Source organism: Sodalis-like endosymbiont of Proechinophthirus fluctus (assembly GCF_001602625.1).
Taxonomy (GTDB): domain Bacteria; phylum Pseudomonadota; class Gammaproteobacteria; order Enterobacterales; family Enterobacteriaceae.
This window is the reverse complement of the sequence record NZ_LECR01000040.1, coordinates 36,124-53,380: the sequence shown is the minus strand read 5'-3', so window position 1 is coordinate 53,380 and position 17,257 is coordinate 36,124. Positions and strand designations below refer to the sequence as shown.

At 49.5% G+C, this 17,257-nt stretch carries 15 protein-coding genes and 5 pseudogenes; 15 read left to right on the top strand and 5 right to left on the bottom strand.

Features of this window, described 5'->3' with window-relative positions:
- The 4 genes from BG74_RS16695 to gyrB all read left to right on the top strand — a co-directional run.
- A partial coding sequence (locus BG74_RS16695) for a chromosomal replication initiator protein DnaA (RefSeq protein WP_244267291.1) occupies positions 1 to 593 on the top strand: 593 nt, incomplete at its 5' end.
- Positions 594 to 597: 4 nt separating this feature from the next.
- Entirely contained in the window at positions 598 to 1,698 is a 1,101-nt protein-coding gene (gene dnaN, locus BG74_RS04590) for a DNA polymerase III subunit beta (protein WP_066596920.1), read from the top strand.
- A 26-nt stretch (positions 1,699 to 1,724) separates the two neighbouring features.
- The gene (gene recF, locus BG74_RS04585) at positions 1,725 to 2,813 is read left to right on the top strand and encodes a DNA replication/repair protein RecF (protein WP_066596919.1); all 1,089 of its coding nucleotides are present in this window, start codon (positions 1,725 to 1,727) and stop codon (positions 2,811 to 2,813) included.
- A gap of 24 nt (positions 2,814 to 2,837) precedes the next feature.
- Positions 2,838 to 5,252 carry a DNA topoisomerase (ATP-hydrolyzing) subunit B gene (gene gyrB / locus BG74_RS04580; protein ID WP_066596918.1) on the top strand — a complete coding sequence of 805 codons (2,415 nt, stop codon included), beginning with the start codon at positions 2,838 to 2,840 and terminating at the stop codon, positions 5,250 to 5,252.
- An 87-nt stretch (positions 5,253 to 5,339) separates the two neighbouring features.
- Here gyrB and BG74_RS16690 read toward each other — a convergent pair whose 3' ends face one another.
- Positions 5,340 to 5,501: a hypothetical protein gene (locus tag BG74_RS16690; RefSeq protein ID WP_244267289.1), complete on the bottom strand. Its 162-nt coding sequence runs from the start codon at positions 5,499 to 5,501 to the stop codon at positions 5,340 to 5,342.
- A 118-nt stretch (positions 5,502 to 5,619) separates the two neighbouring features.
- On the opposite strand from BG74_RS16690, the pseudogene BG74_RS19570 reads away from it, so the two are divergent.
- From BG74_RS19570 to BG74_RS20495, 7 genes and pseudogenes are all read left to right on the top strand, one after another.
- Positions 5,620 to 5,700, top strand: a pseudogene (locus BG74_RS19570) (sugar-phosphatase); the annotation flags it as partial.
- Between the two features lie 19 nt (positions 5,701 to 5,719).
- Positions 5,720 to 6,028, top strand: coding sequence for an HAD hydrolase family protein (locus BG74_RS16685; protein ID WP_066596914.1), 309 nt, complete (start codon positions 5,720 to 5,722; stop codon positions 6,026 to 6,028).
- Positions 6,029 to 6,491: 463 nt separating this feature from the next.
- Positions 6,492 to 6,662, top strand: a pseudogene (locus BG74_RS20500) (GntR family transcriptional regulator); the annotation flags it as partial.
- Positions 6,663 to 6,948: 286 nt separating this feature from the next.
- Positions 6,949 to 7,074 (top strand): hypothetical protein, encoded by a 126-nt coding sequence (locus tag BG74_RS18870; RefSeq protein ID WP_256364213.1) that lies wholly within the window; start codon positions 6,949 to 6,951, stop codon positions 7,072 to 7,074.
- A 34-nt stretch (positions 7,075 to 7,108) separates the two neighbouring features.
- Positions 7,109 to 7,309, top strand: a complete 201-nt coding sequence (locus BG74_RS16680; RefSeq protein ID WP_244267287.1) for a hypothetical protein — start codon at positions 7,109 to 7,111, stop codon at positions 7,307 to 7,309.
- Positions 7,310 to 7,628: 319 nt separating this feature from the next.
- Positions 7,629 to 8,166 (top strand): annotated as a pseudogene (locus BG74_RS04570) (beta/alpha barrel domain-containing protein).
- A 3,024-nt stretch (positions 8,167 to 11,190) separates the two neighbouring features.
- Positions 11,191 to 11,473, top strand: a pseudogene (locus BG74_RS20495) (MFS transporter); the annotation flags it as partial.
- 359 nt (positions 11,474 to 11,832) lie between these two features.
- Here the strand turns inward: BG74_RS20495 and BG74_RS19565 are convergent.
- Positions 11,833 to 12,054: a YceK/YidQ family lipoprotein gene (locus BG74_RS19565; RefSeq protein WP_369678507.1), complete on the bottom strand. Its 222-nt coding sequence runs from the start codon at positions 12,052 to 12,054 to the stop codon at positions 11,833 to 11,835.
- A 372-nt stretch (positions 12,055 to 12,426) separates the two neighbouring features.
- Between BG74_RS19565 and ibpA the strand changes: the two genes are divergently transcribed.
- Both ibpA and ibpB read left to right on the top strand, forming a co-directional pair.
- Positions 12,427 to 12,840, top strand: coding sequence for a small heat shock chaperone IbpA (gene ibpA / locus BG74_RS04560; RefSeq protein WP_066596911.1), 414 nt, complete (start codon positions 12,427 to 12,429; stop codon positions 12,838 to 12,840).
- A gap of 103 nt (positions 12,841 to 12,943) precedes the next feature.
- Positions 12,944 to 13,399 carry a small heat shock chaperone IbpB gene (ibpB, locus tag BG74_RS04555; RefSeq protein ID WP_066596910.1) on the top strand — a complete coding sequence of 152 codons (456 nt, stop codon included), beginning with the start codon at positions 12,944 to 12,946 and terminating at the stop codon, positions 13,397 to 13,399.
- Positions 13,400 to 13,574: 175 nt separating this feature from the next.
- Here the strand turns inward: ibpB and BG74_RS16675 are convergent.
- The 3 genes and pseudogenes from BG74_RS16675 to BG74_RS04545 all read right to left on the bottom strand — a co-directional run.
- Positions 13,575 to 14,324, bottom strand: a pseudogene (locus BG74_RS16675) (hypothetical protein); the annotation flags it as partial.
- A 120-nt stretch (positions 14,325 to 14,444) separates the two neighbouring features.
- The gene (locus tag BG74_RS04550) at positions 14,445 to 15,446 is read right to left on the bottom strand and encodes an AI-2E family transporter (RefSeq protein WP_066596909.1); all 1,002 of its coding nucleotides are present in this window, start codon (positions 15,444 to 15,446) and stop codon (positions 14,445 to 14,447) included.
- 227 nt (positions 15,447 to 15,673) lie between these two features.
- Entirely contained in the window at positions 15,674 to 15,859 is a 186-nt protein-coding gene (locus tag BG74_RS04545) for a hypothetical protein (RefSeq protein WP_066596908.1), read from the bottom strand.
- A 255-nt stretch (positions 15,860 to 16,114) separates the two neighbouring features.
- On the opposite strand from BG74_RS04545, the gene glyQ reads away from it, so the two are divergent.
- The gene (gene glyQ / locus BG74_RS04540; protein WP_066596904.1) at positions 16,115 to 17,029 is read left to right on the top strand and encodes a glycine--tRNA ligase subunit alpha; all 915 of its coding nucleotides are present in this window, start codon (positions 16,115 to 16,117) and stop codon (positions 17,027 to 17,029) included.
- A 9-nt stretch (positions 17,030 to 17,038) separates the two neighbouring features.
- Positions 17,039 to 17,257, top strand: a 219-nt coding sequence (locus tag BG74_RS16670; protein WP_244267285.1) for a glycine--tRNA ligase subunit beta, incomplete at its 3' end; no start/stop codon positions are given.

The following is a 17,257-nucleotide window of genomic DNA, read 5'->3' as shown; positions in this document are numbered from 1 at the left end:
ATCCCAAAGAGATAAACGGTGTCGAAGACCGGTTAAAGTCGCGCTTTGGCTGGGGGCTGACGGTGGCGATTGAGCCGCCGGAGCTTGAGACTCGCGTAGCGATATTAATGAAGAAAGCCGATGAGAACGCGATCTGTTTACCGGGGGAGGTAGCTTTTTTTATCGCCAAGCGTTTACGTTCCAACGTACGCGAGCTTGAAGGGGCGTTGAATCGCGTCATTGCTAACGCCAACTTCACCGGCCGAGCGATTACTATTGATTTTGTACGCGAAGCGCTACGGGATCTGCTGGCGCTGCAGGAAAAGCTGGTCACCATTGATAATATCCAGAAAACCGTCGCGGAATACTATAAAATCAAGGTGGCCGATTTGCTCTCCAAGCGGCGTTCGCGCTCGGTAGCCCGCCCTCGGCAGATGGCGATGGCGTTATCGAAAGAATTAACCAATCATAGCCTGCCAGAAATCGGTGACGCATTCAGTGGGCGCGATCATACTACGGTGCTGCATGCCTGTCGGAAGATCGAGCAATTGCGTGAAGAGAGCCACGATATTAAAGAAGATTTCTCTAACTTAATCAGGACATTGTCCTCATAACTATATGAAATTTACCGTTGAACGTGAGCATCTGCTTAAGCCCCTGCAGCAGGTTAGCAGCCCGTTGGGGGGACGACAGACATTACCGATTCTGGGTAACCTGCTATTGCAGGTGACGGAAGATCGATTGCTTCTGACCGGTACCGATTTGGAAATGGAAATGGTCGCGCGGGTTGCGCTAAGCGCCTCTTATGAGCCTGGCTCCACCACGGTGCCGGCGCGCAAGTTTTTTGACATTTGCCGCGGATTGCCAGAAGGGGCGGAAATCGCCGTGACGTTAGAAAGTGAACGGATGCTGATTCGCTCTGGGCGTAGCCGTTATTCGCTTTCCATAATACCCGCCTCTGATTTTCCTAATCTGGATGATTGGCAAAGCGAGGTGGGATTCACCCTATCGCAGTCAATTTTGAAACGATTAATCGAATCGACACAGTTCTCGATAGCCCATCAGGATGTGCGTTACTACCTCAACGGTATGCTATTTGAAACCGAAGGCGAGGAGCTGCGTACCGTGGCTACAGACGGGCACCGTCTGGCTGTCTGCGCCATGTCTGTCGGCGTGGCTCTACCATCCTACTCCGTTATTGTGCCGCGCAAAGGCGTGATGGGGTTGGTACGCATGCTAGACGGCGGCGAAAACCCCGTCAATCTGCAAATTGGCAGCAACAATATTCGCGCCAGCGTCGGTGATTACATCTTTACGTCCAAGCTGGTCAGCGGCCGTTTCCCTGATTATCGCCGCGTGTTGCCGAAGAATCCCGATAAAACCCTGAAGGCTGGCTGTGATGTGCTTAAACAAGCCTTCTCCCGGGCGGCGATCCTCTCCAATGAAAAGTTTCGCGGTGTGCGGCTCTATCTCAGCGCCAACCAGCTAAAAATTACCGCCAATAATCCTGAACAGGAAGAAGCAGAAGAGATAATCGACGTCGTCTATCAGGGCAGCGAGATGGAAATCGGTTTCAACGTCAGCTATTTGCTTGACGTGCTGAACGCCCTGAAATGCGAGGAAGTACAGCTGCTTCTGACCGATGGGGTATCCAGCGTGCAAATTGAAGACAGTGCCAGCCAGGAGGTCGCCTATGTCGTTATGCCGATGCGTTTGTAGTAAATGTGGTAAGGTTATGTGAGTTGATGGTTCTGTCGCGTCTGTTGATTCGTGATTTTCGTAACATCGCCTCTGCCGATTTGTCCTTAGCTGCTGATTTCAACTTCCTAGTGGGTGCCAACGGCAGTGGTAAAACCAGCGTTTTGGAGGCGATTTACACGCTTGGCCACGGCCGCGCGTTTCGTAGTCTGCAATCCGGGCGGGTTATTCGCCATGAACAGCCGGAATTCTTGCTACATGGGCGTATTGATACCGGACATCTGGACGCGCGCACGACTTCGGTGGGGTTGTCGCGCAATCGATTGGGTGACAGCACGGTGCGTATTGATGGCAGCGACGGCCATAAAGTGGCGGAACTGGCCCAACTCTTACCGATGCAGCTAATTACGCCAGAGGGATTTACGCTGCTCAACGGCGGCCCCAAATACCGGCGTGCATTTATGGACTGGGGCTGCTTCCATAATGAACCAGGTTTTTTTACCGCCTGGAGCAACCTACGCCGGTTGATGAAACAGCGCAATGCCGCCCTGCGTCAGGTCAGTCGTTATCAGCAGCTGCGCGCATGGGATCAGGAGCTAATACCGCTGGCGAATCGTATTAGTGAATGGCGCACCGACTACAGCGAGGCTATCGCGAAGGATATTACCGCCACCTGTGCGCAATTTTTGCCGGAGTTTCGCCTCGACTTCAGCTTCCAGTGCGGCTGGGACAAAGAGAGCGATTTTGGCGAGCTGCTTGAACGCCAGTTCGAGCGCGATCGCTCGCTGACCTACACCGCATCGGGTCCGCATAAAGCAGATTTCCGTATCCGCGCCGAAGGCGTACCGGTGGAGGATATTCTGTCGCGTGGTCAGCTGAAATTATTAATGTGCGCTCTGCGTTTAGCGCAGGGCGAATTCCTTACCCACCGAAACGGCCGGCGTTGTCTGTATCTTATTGATGACTTCGCGTCCGAACTTGACACCGGATGCCGCCGCTTATTGGCTGAGCGTCTAAAAGCTACTCAAGCCCAGGTTTTCGTCAGTGCGGTCAGCACGGATCAACTCCGTGATATTACTAATGAAAATGGCAAGATGTTCAAGGTGGAACAGGGTAAAATTGATCTCCAATACTAAGTTTAAAATGAGCAGGAAACGTTGATGTCGAATTCTTATGACTCCTCAAGTATCAAAGTACTCAAAGGATTGGATGCGGTGCGTAAGCGCCCGGGTATGTATATAGGCGATACTGATGATGGTACTGGTCTGCATCATATGGTATTTGAGGTTGTGGACAACGCTATCGACGAAGCCCTTGCTGGTCACTGTAAAGAAATCGTGGTTATGATCCACGAGGACAATTCGGTTTCCGTCCAGGATGATGGTCGCGGTATTCCGACCGGCATTCACGAAGAGGAAGGCGTATCCGCCGCCGAAGTCATCATGACCGTGCTGCATGCGGGCGGGAAGTTCGACGACAACTCCTATAAGGTTTCAGGCGGCCTGCACGGCGTCGGTGTATCGGTGGTGAACGCCCTGTCGGAAAAACTCGAGCTGATGATAAAACGCGAAGGTAAAGTGCATCAGCAGACCTATCATGGCGGCATGCCGCTATCGCCGCTGGAAGTGGTGGGTGAAACCGATCAGACCGGCACCACCGTGCGGTTCTGGCCGAGCTTTGCCACTTTCACCAATAATACCGAATTCCAATACGAAATTCTGGCCAAGAGGCTGCGTGAGTTGTCCTTTCTCAACTCTGGGGTGTCTATCCGTTTGCAGGATAAGCGCAACGACAAGGAAGATCACTTCCATTATGAAGGCGGAATTAAGGCTTTCGTAGAATACCTGAACAAGAACAAAACCCATATCCACCCGAACGTGTTCTATTTTTCCACTGAGAAGGACAGTATCGGTGTAGAAATCGCGCTGCAATGGAATGATGGATTTCAGGAAAATATATACTGCTTCACCAACAATATTCCCCAGCGAGACGGCGGTACCCATCTGGCCGGTTTCCGTGCTGCCATGACCCGTACGCTGAATTCCTACATGGATAAAGAAGGCTACAGTAAGAAGGCCAAAATCAGCGCCACCGGCGACGATGCTCGTGAAGGTCTTATCGCCGTCGTTTCGGTCAAGGTGCCGGATCCGAAGTTCTCTTCCCAAACCAAGGACAAGCTAGTTTCCTCGGAGGTGAAGTCCGCAGTGGAGTCGCTGATGAACGAACGGTTGGTGGAATATTTGCTGGAAAATCCTAACGACGCTAAAATCGTGGTGGGTAAAATTATCGATGCCGCCCGCGCCCGTGAGGCCGCCCGTAAAGCGCGCGAGATGACCCGCCGTAAAGGGGCGCTGGATCTAGCTGGTTTGCCCGGTAAGCTGGCGGACTGCCAGGAACGCGATCCAGCACTGTCTGAACTGTACCTGGTGGAGGGTGATTCCGCCGGCGGTTCGGCCAAACAGGGTCGTAACCGCAAAAATCAAGCGATACTACCGCTGAAAGGGAAGATCCTTAACGTTGAAAAAGCCCGTTTTGACAAAATGCTCTCTTCCCAGGAAGTCGCCACTCTGATAACTGCTCTCGGCTGCGGCATCGGCCGCGATGAATATGATCCGGATAAGCTGCGCTACCACAGTATCATTATCATGACCGATGCTGACGTCGATGGCTCGCATATCCGCACCCTGTTGTTAACCTTCTTTTATCGTCAGATGCCGGAAATTATCGAGCGCGGCCATGTGTTTATCGCCCAACCGCCACTTTATAAAGTCAAGAAGGGCAAGCAGGAGCAATATATTAAAGACGACGAGGCGATGGATCAGTATCAGATAGCGCTGGCGATGGATGGTGCCACGCTGTACGCCAACTCCCATGCCCCGGCGCTGGCCGGCGAGCCGCTGGAGAATCTGGTTGCCGAGCATTATGCCGTGCAAAAGATGATTGGCCGCATGGAGCGGCGTTTCCCACGTGCTCTGCTTAACCACCTGATTTATCACCCTATATTGACTGAAGCGCAGCTTTATCAACAGGAGCAGGTCGCGAGCTGGATCGCGTCGCTGGTGCAAGTGCTGAACGATAACGAGAAGCACGGCAGTAGCTATAGCTTCAAAGTGCAGGAAAATCGTGAGCACCAGCTGTTCGAACCGCTGCTGCGCGTACGGACGCATGGCGTTGATACCGATTATCTGCTGGATTACGATTTTATCCACGGCGGTGAGTATCGCAAACTGGCGACGCTCGGCGTAAAGCTCAGCGATCTTATCAAGGCGGATGGCTATATTGAGCGTGGTGAACGTCGCCAGCCTGTTACTAATTTTGAACAGGCGCTGGAATGGTTGGTGAAAGAATCGTGCCGCGGCCTGGCAGTGCAGCGCTATAAAGGTCTGGGCGAGATGAACCCTGAACAGCTATGGGAAACCACCATGGACCCGGATAGCCGGCGCATGTTGCGCGTCACGGTGAAAGATGCCATCGCCGCCGATCAGCTCTTTACTACGCTAATGGGGGATGCGGTCGAGCCACGGCGCGCGTTTATTGAAGAGAACGCGCTAAAGGCGGCGAATATCGATATTTGATAGCTGATACAGACCTATCCAACATCCCGGGGGCTCACTTCCCGGATTTTTTGCCCTGCATTTACTGACGAAGGGCGTTTTTGGCCACTACGGCGGGCAGGTTATTTTGTCGGTTTTGGCCAGAATGGCACCCTGTTTTACCGAGCTTGCCGGCGCATCTCTTAATAAAACTGCCTCCCTTTTATCATTGTCTAGAATATCTCCCTGGCGGATGCTATGGCGGTATCGGGTCTCAAACAGCGCCGGCACGACAACGGTTGATAGCGTTGTCCGGTTATATAGGTTAAAGTGATTGCTGCCCTAAGGCAGTTAGAAACAAAGCGGCAGGCATCAGATTTATACTTGTGGCGCAATCGAAGAGGATTCGATGGCAATAAAATTGATTGCAATTGATATGGACGGGACGCTATTAAATCATAAACACGATATTACCCCGGTGGTAAAGGACGCTATCGACGTGCAACGCGGTGCGCGGCAAGGGCGTTTACGTTGCACTGGCGACCGGCAGGCCCTATATCGGTATAGAACGGTATTTCACGGAGCTGGATTTACAAGCAGAGGGAAATTTCTGTATTACCAATAACGACATGCTGGTACAGCGGACGGTCGACGGGTCATGTATTTTACAAACGGTGTTTGATACTAACGATTATCGCTACCTAGAGGATTTATTCCAGCAGCTTGAGGTCAATTTCCACGCGCTGGATTTCGATACGCTTTACACCGCAAATTGCGATATTAGCCGCTATACGGTTTATGAAGCGAGGCCTTATTAATCGGCATGCCTTTCAAGTTTCGCACTGTTGCGAAAATAGACGCCTCACTACGCTTCCAGAAAATCATGATGATAGACGACCCCAATATATTCTGTGGGTAATGCTATAGATGAAATCAAAGCTGCCCAGTCAATTCGTCACTCAGACTAATCTGGAAGATAAGGTGGTACTGGCGGCCATTCCGTAAATTTATTCTGGACACGTCAATCGGACCTTAATTCGAAATGGGCCTGAACCAAGGCTGCCATTTCGCGGGTGAATTTATTAAAGTGTTATACACATTGTATTATAATAAATAATAATTTTGGTAAATATTTGGTCAGTTTGCGCTATCAACACCCATTCTTGTGTAGACACTCAGGAACTGACAGAATCATACTTATTTCCTCAGGACTTTAGAGCAAGGATGATTAAGCACTCTCTTAGCAAAACCGAGAGTATTATCCATGGAATGGGCTAGCAAATCATCAGCGGCAAGTATATTCCGGGCAGCGGGGGTTGGTTACCCCCTGAAGTGGAATTATACGAGGAATTTAGTGCGTCGCTCAATATCATTCGCGAGGTGTTGCGTTTGCTGACGGCTAAGCGACTCATCGAGATCATTCGTTATCGCGGCCCGTTCGTCACCGCACGCTGCAGGAACATCAGAATTTGTATGATACTATCTGCCATCAGGATAGCGAGGCGGTGGGGCAGGCCGCGTTGACAATGATCGCCAGCTCAATATAACGATTGAAAGATATAACATGAGCAATAGCTATATCGCCATAGATTCGGGGTCGAACTAACCTACGCGTATGACTTTATTTGCACGGCGAATGGCTTCAAGTACGGGTTCAGAGGCAGATGTAATACGATGTTTGGTGGGCACAGCATAACATACTAGTGATCATGGCTTGTATGGTAGGTAGCAACGCTGGGTGCCGGTGCTTTATCTGTCTTACCTCATCAGCCTGACTGATATTGCCGGTAAACTGGTGCGTGTTAACGATACTGCGTCCTGGGACATCCGTATTATTCCCGGTAGTCAGTGTCCTGGGCGATAATAAATGCAACGTGACGCGTGGCGAGGAAACTCGATTGCTGGGCACCTATCGTACCCAGCCTGTTAGCCTGTATCACAGACCTGGTACCCCTGTAAATGGGTACGCAATCGCGATGGCATGGTTGACGATCTTCGTACCGTCAGATCAGCGAGCTGCACACCATTTGCTGATGACGCAGTCTCTGGTAGGAGTGGGCCTGCCTGATCGAGCAGCGGCCCGGCGGGCGGTGTTCTGACAGGGCATGGGGCAAGGATTTGCCAAAAGCAACACATTGTGCTGTTTGTTTGAAACCCGTACCTTCCACATGCTGGGCAAACTTGACCGCAGTGCCGTAAGCGATGGTTATCCAATCTCCTCATAGGTAATGAAGTAGCGCAGGTGCAGCGCAATTGACGCCTACAGGCAGGTGAAACTGTGGCTGTCATCGGTAATCCTTCACTGGTCGCTCATTATCAACAGACTCGGATCATGAAGAGTCAGACCACCACTTGCTGGACGGCGATGACTGTTTCTAGGCCCGTATAAGGTGTATACTTAATCATTTGTAATAAGAAATTACCGCTTACGCTATCCTGCGCAGCGTCACTCCCAATGAGGTCTTGGTCCATGTGCAAGTGCTGCTTGACGACGGCTTTGAGGCGGTGGACATTTCCACAAATTCGCCAAATTGGGAACAAAGCATTGCTAAATCTATCTTAGCTTTTGGCGATATGGCCTTGATTGACATCGGGACGGTGCTGAATGTTTCCCAAGTGTGGCACTGCAGGCCACAGGCGCGACGTTAATAGTGACACCAAATATCAAGCCGAGGTGGATTCGACGCGCGTTAGGCTATGGGCTTCAGGTTTACCAGGTTGCGCCACTGCGACCGAGGCGTTTACCGCCATCTACTTTRGCGCGTATGCGCTGAAAGCAGTGCTGCCGCCGGGGGGGAGATACTGGTATTCGCCATTAGCAGGATTTTTCCGGAGAATTTGCCGGATTATCTCAAGGTCGGTTGCCATGGACGCTGGGATCGGCAGCGATCTTTACCGGGTGGGTCAGCCGGTGAACCGTACCGTCGAACAGGCCAGCTTGTTTGTTGCCGCTTGAAAAAACGTAACCGGTCATTGATAGGGTAGTGGGTTTGCTGGCGGGTGGCCGCGGTAGTTTAGCGCTGCGGCTCATCAAGCGCTGGCGGCGATTTCGCCGTCATGGTGTACGAGTCCCATTTGTTATGCTTGTGCACAGGTATTGATACAGTTTGATGATTACGCCCTGGTAAATTGAGTTAGGTCTAATACCTTTTCGATGGATGATAAAGCCTCTACGCTATAGTCCATTGCGCTACCGGCTATAACGACAGCTGCGATGCGGGGTAATATGGGGCCGCCCTATGGGTAGGTCATCACGATGCCAGTAGTCTAGGTTTCCATTCTCTTGCATCCCGCTCTTGATTAGTTACTCAGGAACGCCTTGGCGCATTCCAGTAAAGCAAGTAATGAGGCTGCTGAGAACTATATTCAGGTTATCAAAGGTACTATTTATCTTGGTGTATTTTTTCGTATGGGTGTATCTTTATGAAAATGATTGTATATTAGTTTGAAAGATATTGCCCATGGAGTTAAACGCTGCCAGCCAGGCATTGTAACACTTGCCCATACCCACATCACTTTTATTGCTACCGTTGGCGCCTTTAAGGACTCGTGGGACAGTTGTCGAGAGTGTGCTGATTAAAGGCAATTTCGCCAGTCGACATATCGACAGAAAAAGTGGGCCTTAACGTATACGCCATATGCTAGCGCTTCATTTCCCTTAACTGATTCCATTGTGGTACCGAGCCAAGATTATTATTCAAACTGTCAATTTTTTCCTAAACTCTTTAAAAGCATCACTCATGACTCTTTCTTCCCACTTTATATAATTTCCGCCATTTCTTTCTTTGACTGTATCTTCCGCTTTGGACTATAGTTCAGTATGGGATTGATAAAAATCAGCATACTGCACAACATGGGAGAGGAGTAAAAATCGACATAATTCTCTTTTATGGAAGCGATAGTAGCAGAGAAATTGACGTAAAAAATTCAGAATAAGTAAGTTGTGTCTCATCTTTTTTCAGGTAAATATTATTTTATTACTCAATATTTGGTTCTTGTTTTACTTTCTTATATCATAAGATTTAAGGTGTTAAAGTTTCTCTGTCTGTAAGCGTTTCTTTTCGTATTTCCTCTGTCAGGTTATCACACAACTCAAAGATTGCTTGCTTTAGCCGATTCTTTTTTCTTTCTCTTCAGTGATTCGACACAGTCATGTGTTCCGATTAATCAATTTTTTTGAAAAATATGGAGTAATTCAAATTTATTTAGGACATCGTGCGCGAAGAGCTAATAAGCTCCCCCGCCTTCAGTTGCTGCAGGGTATTTATCCCCGTTTTTAATCGAAATAGATCACCGTATTTTCTTGATAATTTACTAAGTTGATTAATGAGATATATAGAATAATTGTTAAATTTATCATGAAATAGCTCTCTTTTTACCGCCTAGCTTTGAAGGCTATCAGCATGGGAAAAGTGCATGTGTACAACATGGGGTTGTATCCAGCAAATGGTATGTGACACGGGATTCTCCTGGTGTATGGTGTAATAGTGGAGTTACCGGTTTCTAAAAAATAATTTCATATATTATCCTCTTTTTTCGCAAAAAAATATAAAAAATTTGTTTTTTAACATAAATTTAGGTAAAAATTAAATAATTATCTATTTTTAATATTATTATTTATTCTATCTTAATTAATTTATTATTAAAATTTAATGCATTTTGATGAAAAACTCGCAACAACAATATTCTCTAAATCCGGGTATTGGACAATTCTTATAATTATTTATACTGCGTTATGCGCCCGTCATAATCTATTTATCGCCATCCGTTTACCCTAGGTTAGGGTATAGATCATGCTTTTAACGCCACTGTGTCGGTTTCCGATCACAATAAAACTGCGGTGTCAAGAGCAGAGCATTTTTATGTAAAAAAGGGGGATTGTATCCGGAACCTAGCGCGAGGTGGGTGAAATCAAAAAAAGCGTCATTGGGCGGTATCGTCATACTTATAGAATAAGCATTGGGAGAGCCAGCAATTTCTCCTTCAAAGAATATCGTCTGACTTAGAATAGCTTTGGAAAGTGAAAACGGTTTTTTAGCACTAATGTTCTGCAATGGTTCGTTGCCTAAGCATCCTTGTCGGCGCAGGCGCGCTCCCGCCATCGGCAAAATAGGGAATGCTGCCAGGTGAGGGTTGTCTAAAGTGTGATCTACATCGTATTATAATAAATGTTACTAGTGCTACAGTACGACTCGTAAGGACAGACTTGACAGTTGACTAGGGTTTCGCCACCGGCTCGGCATCTTGGTTGGTATGTGCGCTTGATAGTCTGTTTGAAGCGCTGGCAGTCGGTCAATGACCGGATGGTAACAAGCTAGTTCCTCGAACCGGCCGTGCTCCGGCGAGCGTTTTCTGTTCGCCCGTGGCCAATTTTTAGTCTAGCATATTCCTAGCGCCATCGTTGATTTGAGCACAGGAAGCGCTAAGCTGGCACTGAGTTTTTGTTATTACCGGCGGGCGGGCACTGTGTAGGCGCTCATCTAGTTCGTATAGTTCGTAGCCTATCAATCGCCGCGTGAAAGCCGCGGGATTAATACTGCCGTGTTGGAGTATATCAAAACCGCCGTCGGTCTGGTGGATGGTGCCGCCACGCCTGTGGAGAAAAAGAATCGGGTGGCCCCATGACCGCCGGACCCGCACTGATTTAGAAATTGGTGTTCAATCTTAATCTGATCGTAGGCTGACTAGCGTGTATTTAGGGCAGTTCGCCGCTACCTCTACGTTGTAGTTTTTTCTGACATAGTTCCGAAATTATTCGACCTAGGAAAAGCATATCGCCACCATAACGGCAAGTTTCATGACCACTGTGCCGTTCCTGGCTACTTTTTTCGGTGCTATTTTGTCAGGTTGCTTTGCCGATTCGGATGGGAGCACGCCGGCAGATCATTGGGTTTTGCCCGTAAAACGCCGATTATCTGCGGACTGTTGCTATCCAACATGGAATATGGCACAGCCTGTGCCAGTTGATACAGGCTGTGCCAACGATCCTGTCTGGGTAATGACGTTGATGATGCTGGCCTTTTTCGGCAAAGGCTTCGCCTCCATCACCCGGTCGATGGCCCCGTCATTGGCGCCGTTACGGCTGGTTATCCTGACCGGCGGGTATCTTTGATTTTTTGGGTTTGGGCGGCATCACCGTACCGTTAGTAGTGGTTTACATGGCGTCGGATTACGTTTTTTCGCCGGCGCTGATTTATGTCACCATAGTGGCGCTCTTGGGGCGGACTCTGCTATCTGTTGCTGGTGTGGTGAGGATAGTCTGAAGGCCGGAGTCGTCGGTATTGATTCCGGCATAAAATAAAAGCCGCTCTCGATGCCGGCGAGATGGTGTCGTCATCGGTGATAGGGAAGGAAAAGGAATCTGGCCACGCCGTTTTTCGTTTACGGCACCAGCGTGGACAGGACGGAAACCCTCAATACAACAGCAGCGCTGGCAAAAGCACAGCAGCAGGGTATGCCATGCTGGTCGATGATTTCAATGAGACCTAGAAGTTTCGGGTAGTTTAAGTTAACAGCGGAGGCAATTCAGGATTATTAGTGCAGTCCTAGAGCTCGACCGCCATCAGTATCGGCACCGGTGTGAGTCGGCTTAGTTGCCACTGGGCGTGTTTACGCGCTCATGCTAGTGGCTGTGCAACATGCGTGAACGAGGAGATTCCTCATCGGTATTGTTATCGCGACGGGAGTAGTCACAGGGTAATAAAACCGTGTTAAATACCGCGGAGAAGGGTAAATCAATGACTGCCACATTGCCGGATGCACCAGTTACTATCTTTGTCGCGTAAGACCTGCATATTGGCGCGGTCACCGGGATAATGCCCCTATAGAGGCGGGTATGTGTCATGATGCTGGAGCAGCCGGTAGCGCCCAGCGCGATACATCTTGCTGTTACGACATAAGACCTTTCTTAACGTAACCTTTCCGCATCCGTTGGTCTTACACTCGCAAAACAACCTGATCTTAGGATCTAATGAAACTGTGCTTGAACCACCCTGATGACGCAAGCTGTAAAAATTAGTATAATATAGATTAAATAAACTCAGCGTAAATTTTACGGCAACTCTAATATTTTTTCTTATTACCTCTTGAAAAACTTGTCGGCGATCCAATTTAGTTTACGTGACCAGAAATGGATACGCCGTATGGGTATTCCGGTTAATGACCTGTTCAATAGGAAGGTTATTGTACCCTCGATAAATTTTGGAGGATTTAAGATATGCGTAATTTCGATTTTTCACCGCTGTACCGTTCCGCCATCGGTTTCGACCGCCTGGTTAATCTACTGGAAGCAGGCCAGAATCAGGGCAACGGTAGTCATCCCCCTTATAATGTTGAATTGGTCAGCGAAAATCAGTACCGCATCGCCATTGCGGCCGCCGGCTTTGCCGAAAGCGAGTTGGAGATTACCGCCCATGACAACCTTCTGACGGTTAAAGGTGCTCACACTAACGATCAAAGCGAACGCAACTATTTATACCAGGGTATTACCGAGCGCAATTTCGAGCGTAAATTTCAACTAGCTGAACATATACAAATAAAAGGCGCCCAATTGGCGAACGGCCTGCTTTTTATTGATTTGGAACGTGTAGTGCCGGAAACCTTAAAGCCACGTCGTATTGAAATAAAATAACGCCTCTTGGCCACAAACTCATGCGTCTGCCCGGATAGGAGGCTAACTCAACCCGATTAGCGGGTTGAGTGAATTATCTCTCTTTATAGAAGGAGTTAATAATATGCGTAACTATGATCTCTCCCCATTATTTCGTCAGTGGATCGGATTTGATAAATTGGCCAGCAATATACAAGACGATTTTCAGGGGATGAGTTATCCCCCGTACAATATTGAGAAAGGCGATGATAACCATTATCGCATTACGCTGGCGCTATCCGGTTTTACCCAGCAGGAATTGTCGATTGATCTGGAAGGACCGCGCCTGACCATCAAAGGTAAACCCACGCTAGCGGAGAAAGAGATACACTATTTGCATCAGGGACTGGTCTGCAAAGAATTCTCCCTCAGCTTCACGCTAGCGGAGCATATGACGGTTACCCAAGCTGATTTCACCCACGGTCTGCTTAACATCGATTTGGAGCGGCATATTCCCGAATCCCTTCAGCCGCGACGTGTTGCCATTGGGACCTCGGCCCAGCGACCGGCACTTCAGGACTGCACCATGGATGATAAATAAGCCAGAACGGACCGGGCTATTGCGCTAACGGCGCTCCGTTTACGTGGTCCCCACCACAATTACCATTGCGACGCAATAATCAATAGTGGCCAGTCACAACAAATGAAAAGCGGCATCTAGCCGGGCCTTTGCCGGTCGTGTCACTACAAGCCCGTTGTTTGCCTGACGGGCTTTTTTAATAGCGCTTTACTCCACCGTCTCGCGATGGGCGCAGCACGCTTGCCACCTCCTCCGCTAGAATGGCAATGCCGCGCTCGATTTTTTCCGCTTCCGGCCTGCATATAATTCATATGCAGGCATTGACAGCTGTGATGCCACTCTTGATTTGGCCCCGGGAAAAAGTAGTGCCAGGCACTATTAGCACGCTGCTGTTGCTTCAGACGCTGGTAGAGCGCGTCGGTGCAGATAGGAACTGCAGCCAGAGATATATTACGCCTTCCGGCTTATGGATGAGCCAGCGACGTATAAAGGCAATAACCTCATCAACGCGGCGGCGATAAAACGGCCGAATAACGTCTTCGAACAGGCGCAGCAGATCACCCCGACGATGAGCATTACCGGTCGGATTGGTCGGTTGTGAGATGCAGATAAGACCAATATCTTCTCCCGCCTTCAGATGCTCAAAATCTACGTGGTATTTAAACTGGGCCTTCAGGGAGCTAGAGAGAGGGTCGGTTTATTCGCGACGAACTTATTTTCCTCAAGTCCTGTATCGCTATAGCCGAGATAATCCGGCGCTAGTGGAAACAAGACCCGACACAGAGTACCGTCTTCACCGAAAGAAATTAAACAAATAGAAAAAGACACTCTGGGGGGCGGGGGCCGCCGTGATAGGCCAGCAGAATTCATTGTACAACAAGGCGGCTAGTGAGGTTAGAAGGGCATATTGACCCTGCGTACTGTCATAATTACACAATACCTCGCTCTATTGAGCTGTCGCCGAAAACATCTCACGCTGCAAGGTGTTAAGGTACTCTGCTCCATCGCGGGGAAACGACGCAGGATTGCTACCTGGGCGGCCAAGCATCACCCGGGTCGTCAGCACTCAGATAAGTTCCCGCACCCGTAATTCAGTTTTCAGATAGGCGTAATAAATCGGCGCTGCCACCAATCCTTCCAGACCAAACGCCGCCTCGAAGATAAGCATGGCTAGCAGCAGTTCCCAAGATTTGGCATTAATACGGCTACCGACGATCTCGGCATTGAGGAAATATTCCAGCTTATGAATCAAAATGAGGTACAGCACCATTACGCCGCCCACGCTCAAGGAGATAGAGAGAGCAGAGATGATAATCATGAAATTGGAAATAAGATTACCGATAATCGGCAATAGGCCAAAGATAAAAGTTGCCACAATCAGCGTCTTGCCCAGCGGCAGATGTACGCCGAACAACGGGAACAGTACCAGAATCATCATCGATGTCAGCAGGGTATTGACCAGCGATACTTTGATTTGGGCGAAAACGATATTGCGAAACGCCTGAGAAAGATAATGCAGGCGTTCCATTAGCTGCTGCGTAAAGTAGGTATTACGGCCGGACGGTTTATTGAGAGAAATCACTGCGCCAATTATGAGGCCGATAAAAATAGTAATCAGTCCATGCAAGAAAGAGCGGCCCATATTGCGGATAATGATCAAATTAGACTCGACTAGGGCGAAGAGCTGATCTTTTAGTTCTTCCGCGCTTTCGGGCAGAAATGAGGGGAAATAATCGGGGATGCGGTTCTTCACATCGGAAAAGATGCGGTTGGTTTCGGCGGTAATGTCGATACCGCGCTGAATGTCCGAGGTCAAGAAGCTTACCAGGCTCACGATACCCAGCGTCATGGCAATAACCACGAACGCGGCAATCAGCGTCACCACTACCCATCGGGCGCGGCCGATTCCGACCAAGCGTTCAAACCACGGCGTCAGAGAAATGATCACCTCATGCGCCAGAAATCCGGCGATAAAGCAGGGAAACAAGTGCAGCGGGATGATCAAGGTGATAAAAAGAAACATCAACAGGTAAGAGGTCGCTTTCAGCTGTGTCTCACTTACGCTCATTCTTCTTTCCTTTCATTACTGTCCAGTTCCTTTATTGCGCGAATAGCATAAGCAGTGATCATAGCACCGATAGCTTAAAACCTCAGTGTCATCGATTTACGCCGGATGGTAGAAAAATGCCACGGTCGCCACGGTTGGTAAACCGGCCCGGCGATTTCTCAACCTGCCGGCGCCGCCTAGCCTTGTCGGTATCCAGCGGTCTCAAACGGCCGAGGATAATCTCCGGATTAACGCAATTTTTCCACCCATCCGGCAAGGGAGATGATGAGATTATTCACCTCGGCGGCTATATTGTAGCGAGTCTCATGATTGGCGAAACTAATACGCGTCAGAGACATGATATTGTGGGCAGGCGCATCAGCGGCGATGTAGCCGACAGCAGCTCTTGCTCGAACACATCGGATCCAGCGCATATGAGACGCGGTTTTCCAGTGCCGCAATTAGTGTCGATTCATCTTGCCGGCGGATGTTGATGCGGGTAATGTTCCGGTGCGAATACGGTTGCATAGACCCTCCTGCCGTTCGGCGAATAGGCGCGACGCTGACTTTCTGGTTGAATCTGCAGCGTGTATTCGCAGTTGTTGCCGGATCCGAGCTGTATATCTGAGCGTCAGAGGTTATACTGGTACTTTCTCATTACATCCACTTGTAACGCGTGCGAATTTAACGTGCAACAGTTTGATTCTAATACCTTTCAGGGCCTGATCCTGACGCTCCAGAATTACTGGGCGCGTCAGGGTTGCACCATCGTCCAACCTCTGGATATGGAGGTCGGCGCGGGGACCTCTCATCCCATGACTTGCCTGCGAGCGCTTGGTCCGGAGCCCATCGCCGCCGCCTACGTACAACCTTCGCGCCGTCCTACCGATGGCCGCTACGGTGAAAACCCCAACCGGCTGCAGCATTATTACCAGTTTCAGGTTATCATCAAACCTTCACCGGAGAATATCCAGGAATTATATCTCGGTTCGCTGAGAGAAGTTGGCCTGGATCCTACTATTCACGATATCCGTTTCGTGGAAGATAACTGGGAAAACAAGACATTAGGAGCCTGGGGACTGGGTTGGGAAATCTGGCTGAACGGCATGGAAGTGACGCAATTCACCTATTTTCAGCAGGTGGGCGGGCTAGAATGCCGGCCGGTCACAGGGGAAATTACCTATGGGCTTGAGCGTTTAGCGATGTATCTGCAGGGCGTCGACAGCGTCTATGATCTGGTCTGGAGCGATGGCCCACTGGGCTGTACTACCTATGGTGACGTATTTCATCAAAGCGAAGTCGAGCAATCGACCTACAATTTTGAATATGCCGACGTGGATTTTCTGTTCACCTGTTTTGAACAGTATGAAAAAGAAGCGCAAACCCTGCTGGCCTTGGAAAAACCGCTGCCGCTGCCGGCCTATGAGAGCATTCTTAGGGCGGCGTACAGCTTCAATTTACTGGATGCCCGCAAGGCAATTTCGGTTACTGAGCGCCAGCGCTATATTCTGCGGATCCGTACCTTGACCAAAGCTGTAGCAGAAGCCTACTACGCTTCACGCGAAGCGCTGGGTTTCCCGATGTGCAAAAAGAATGAGAAATAAGAGACAGTCATGACGCAACACACTTTTCTGGTGGAAATCGGCACGGAAGAGCTGCCGCCAAAGTCGCTGCGCGCTTTGGCTGAGGCATTCGCCGACCAAATTAGCGGCGAACTTGATGTGGCCAGAGTTCGCCACGGCGAAATGAGTTGGTTTGCCGCGCCACGCCGGCTGGCGGTCAAGGTCGCCGAACTCGACAGCTCCCAGGCCGATAGCGACGTTGTGAAGCGC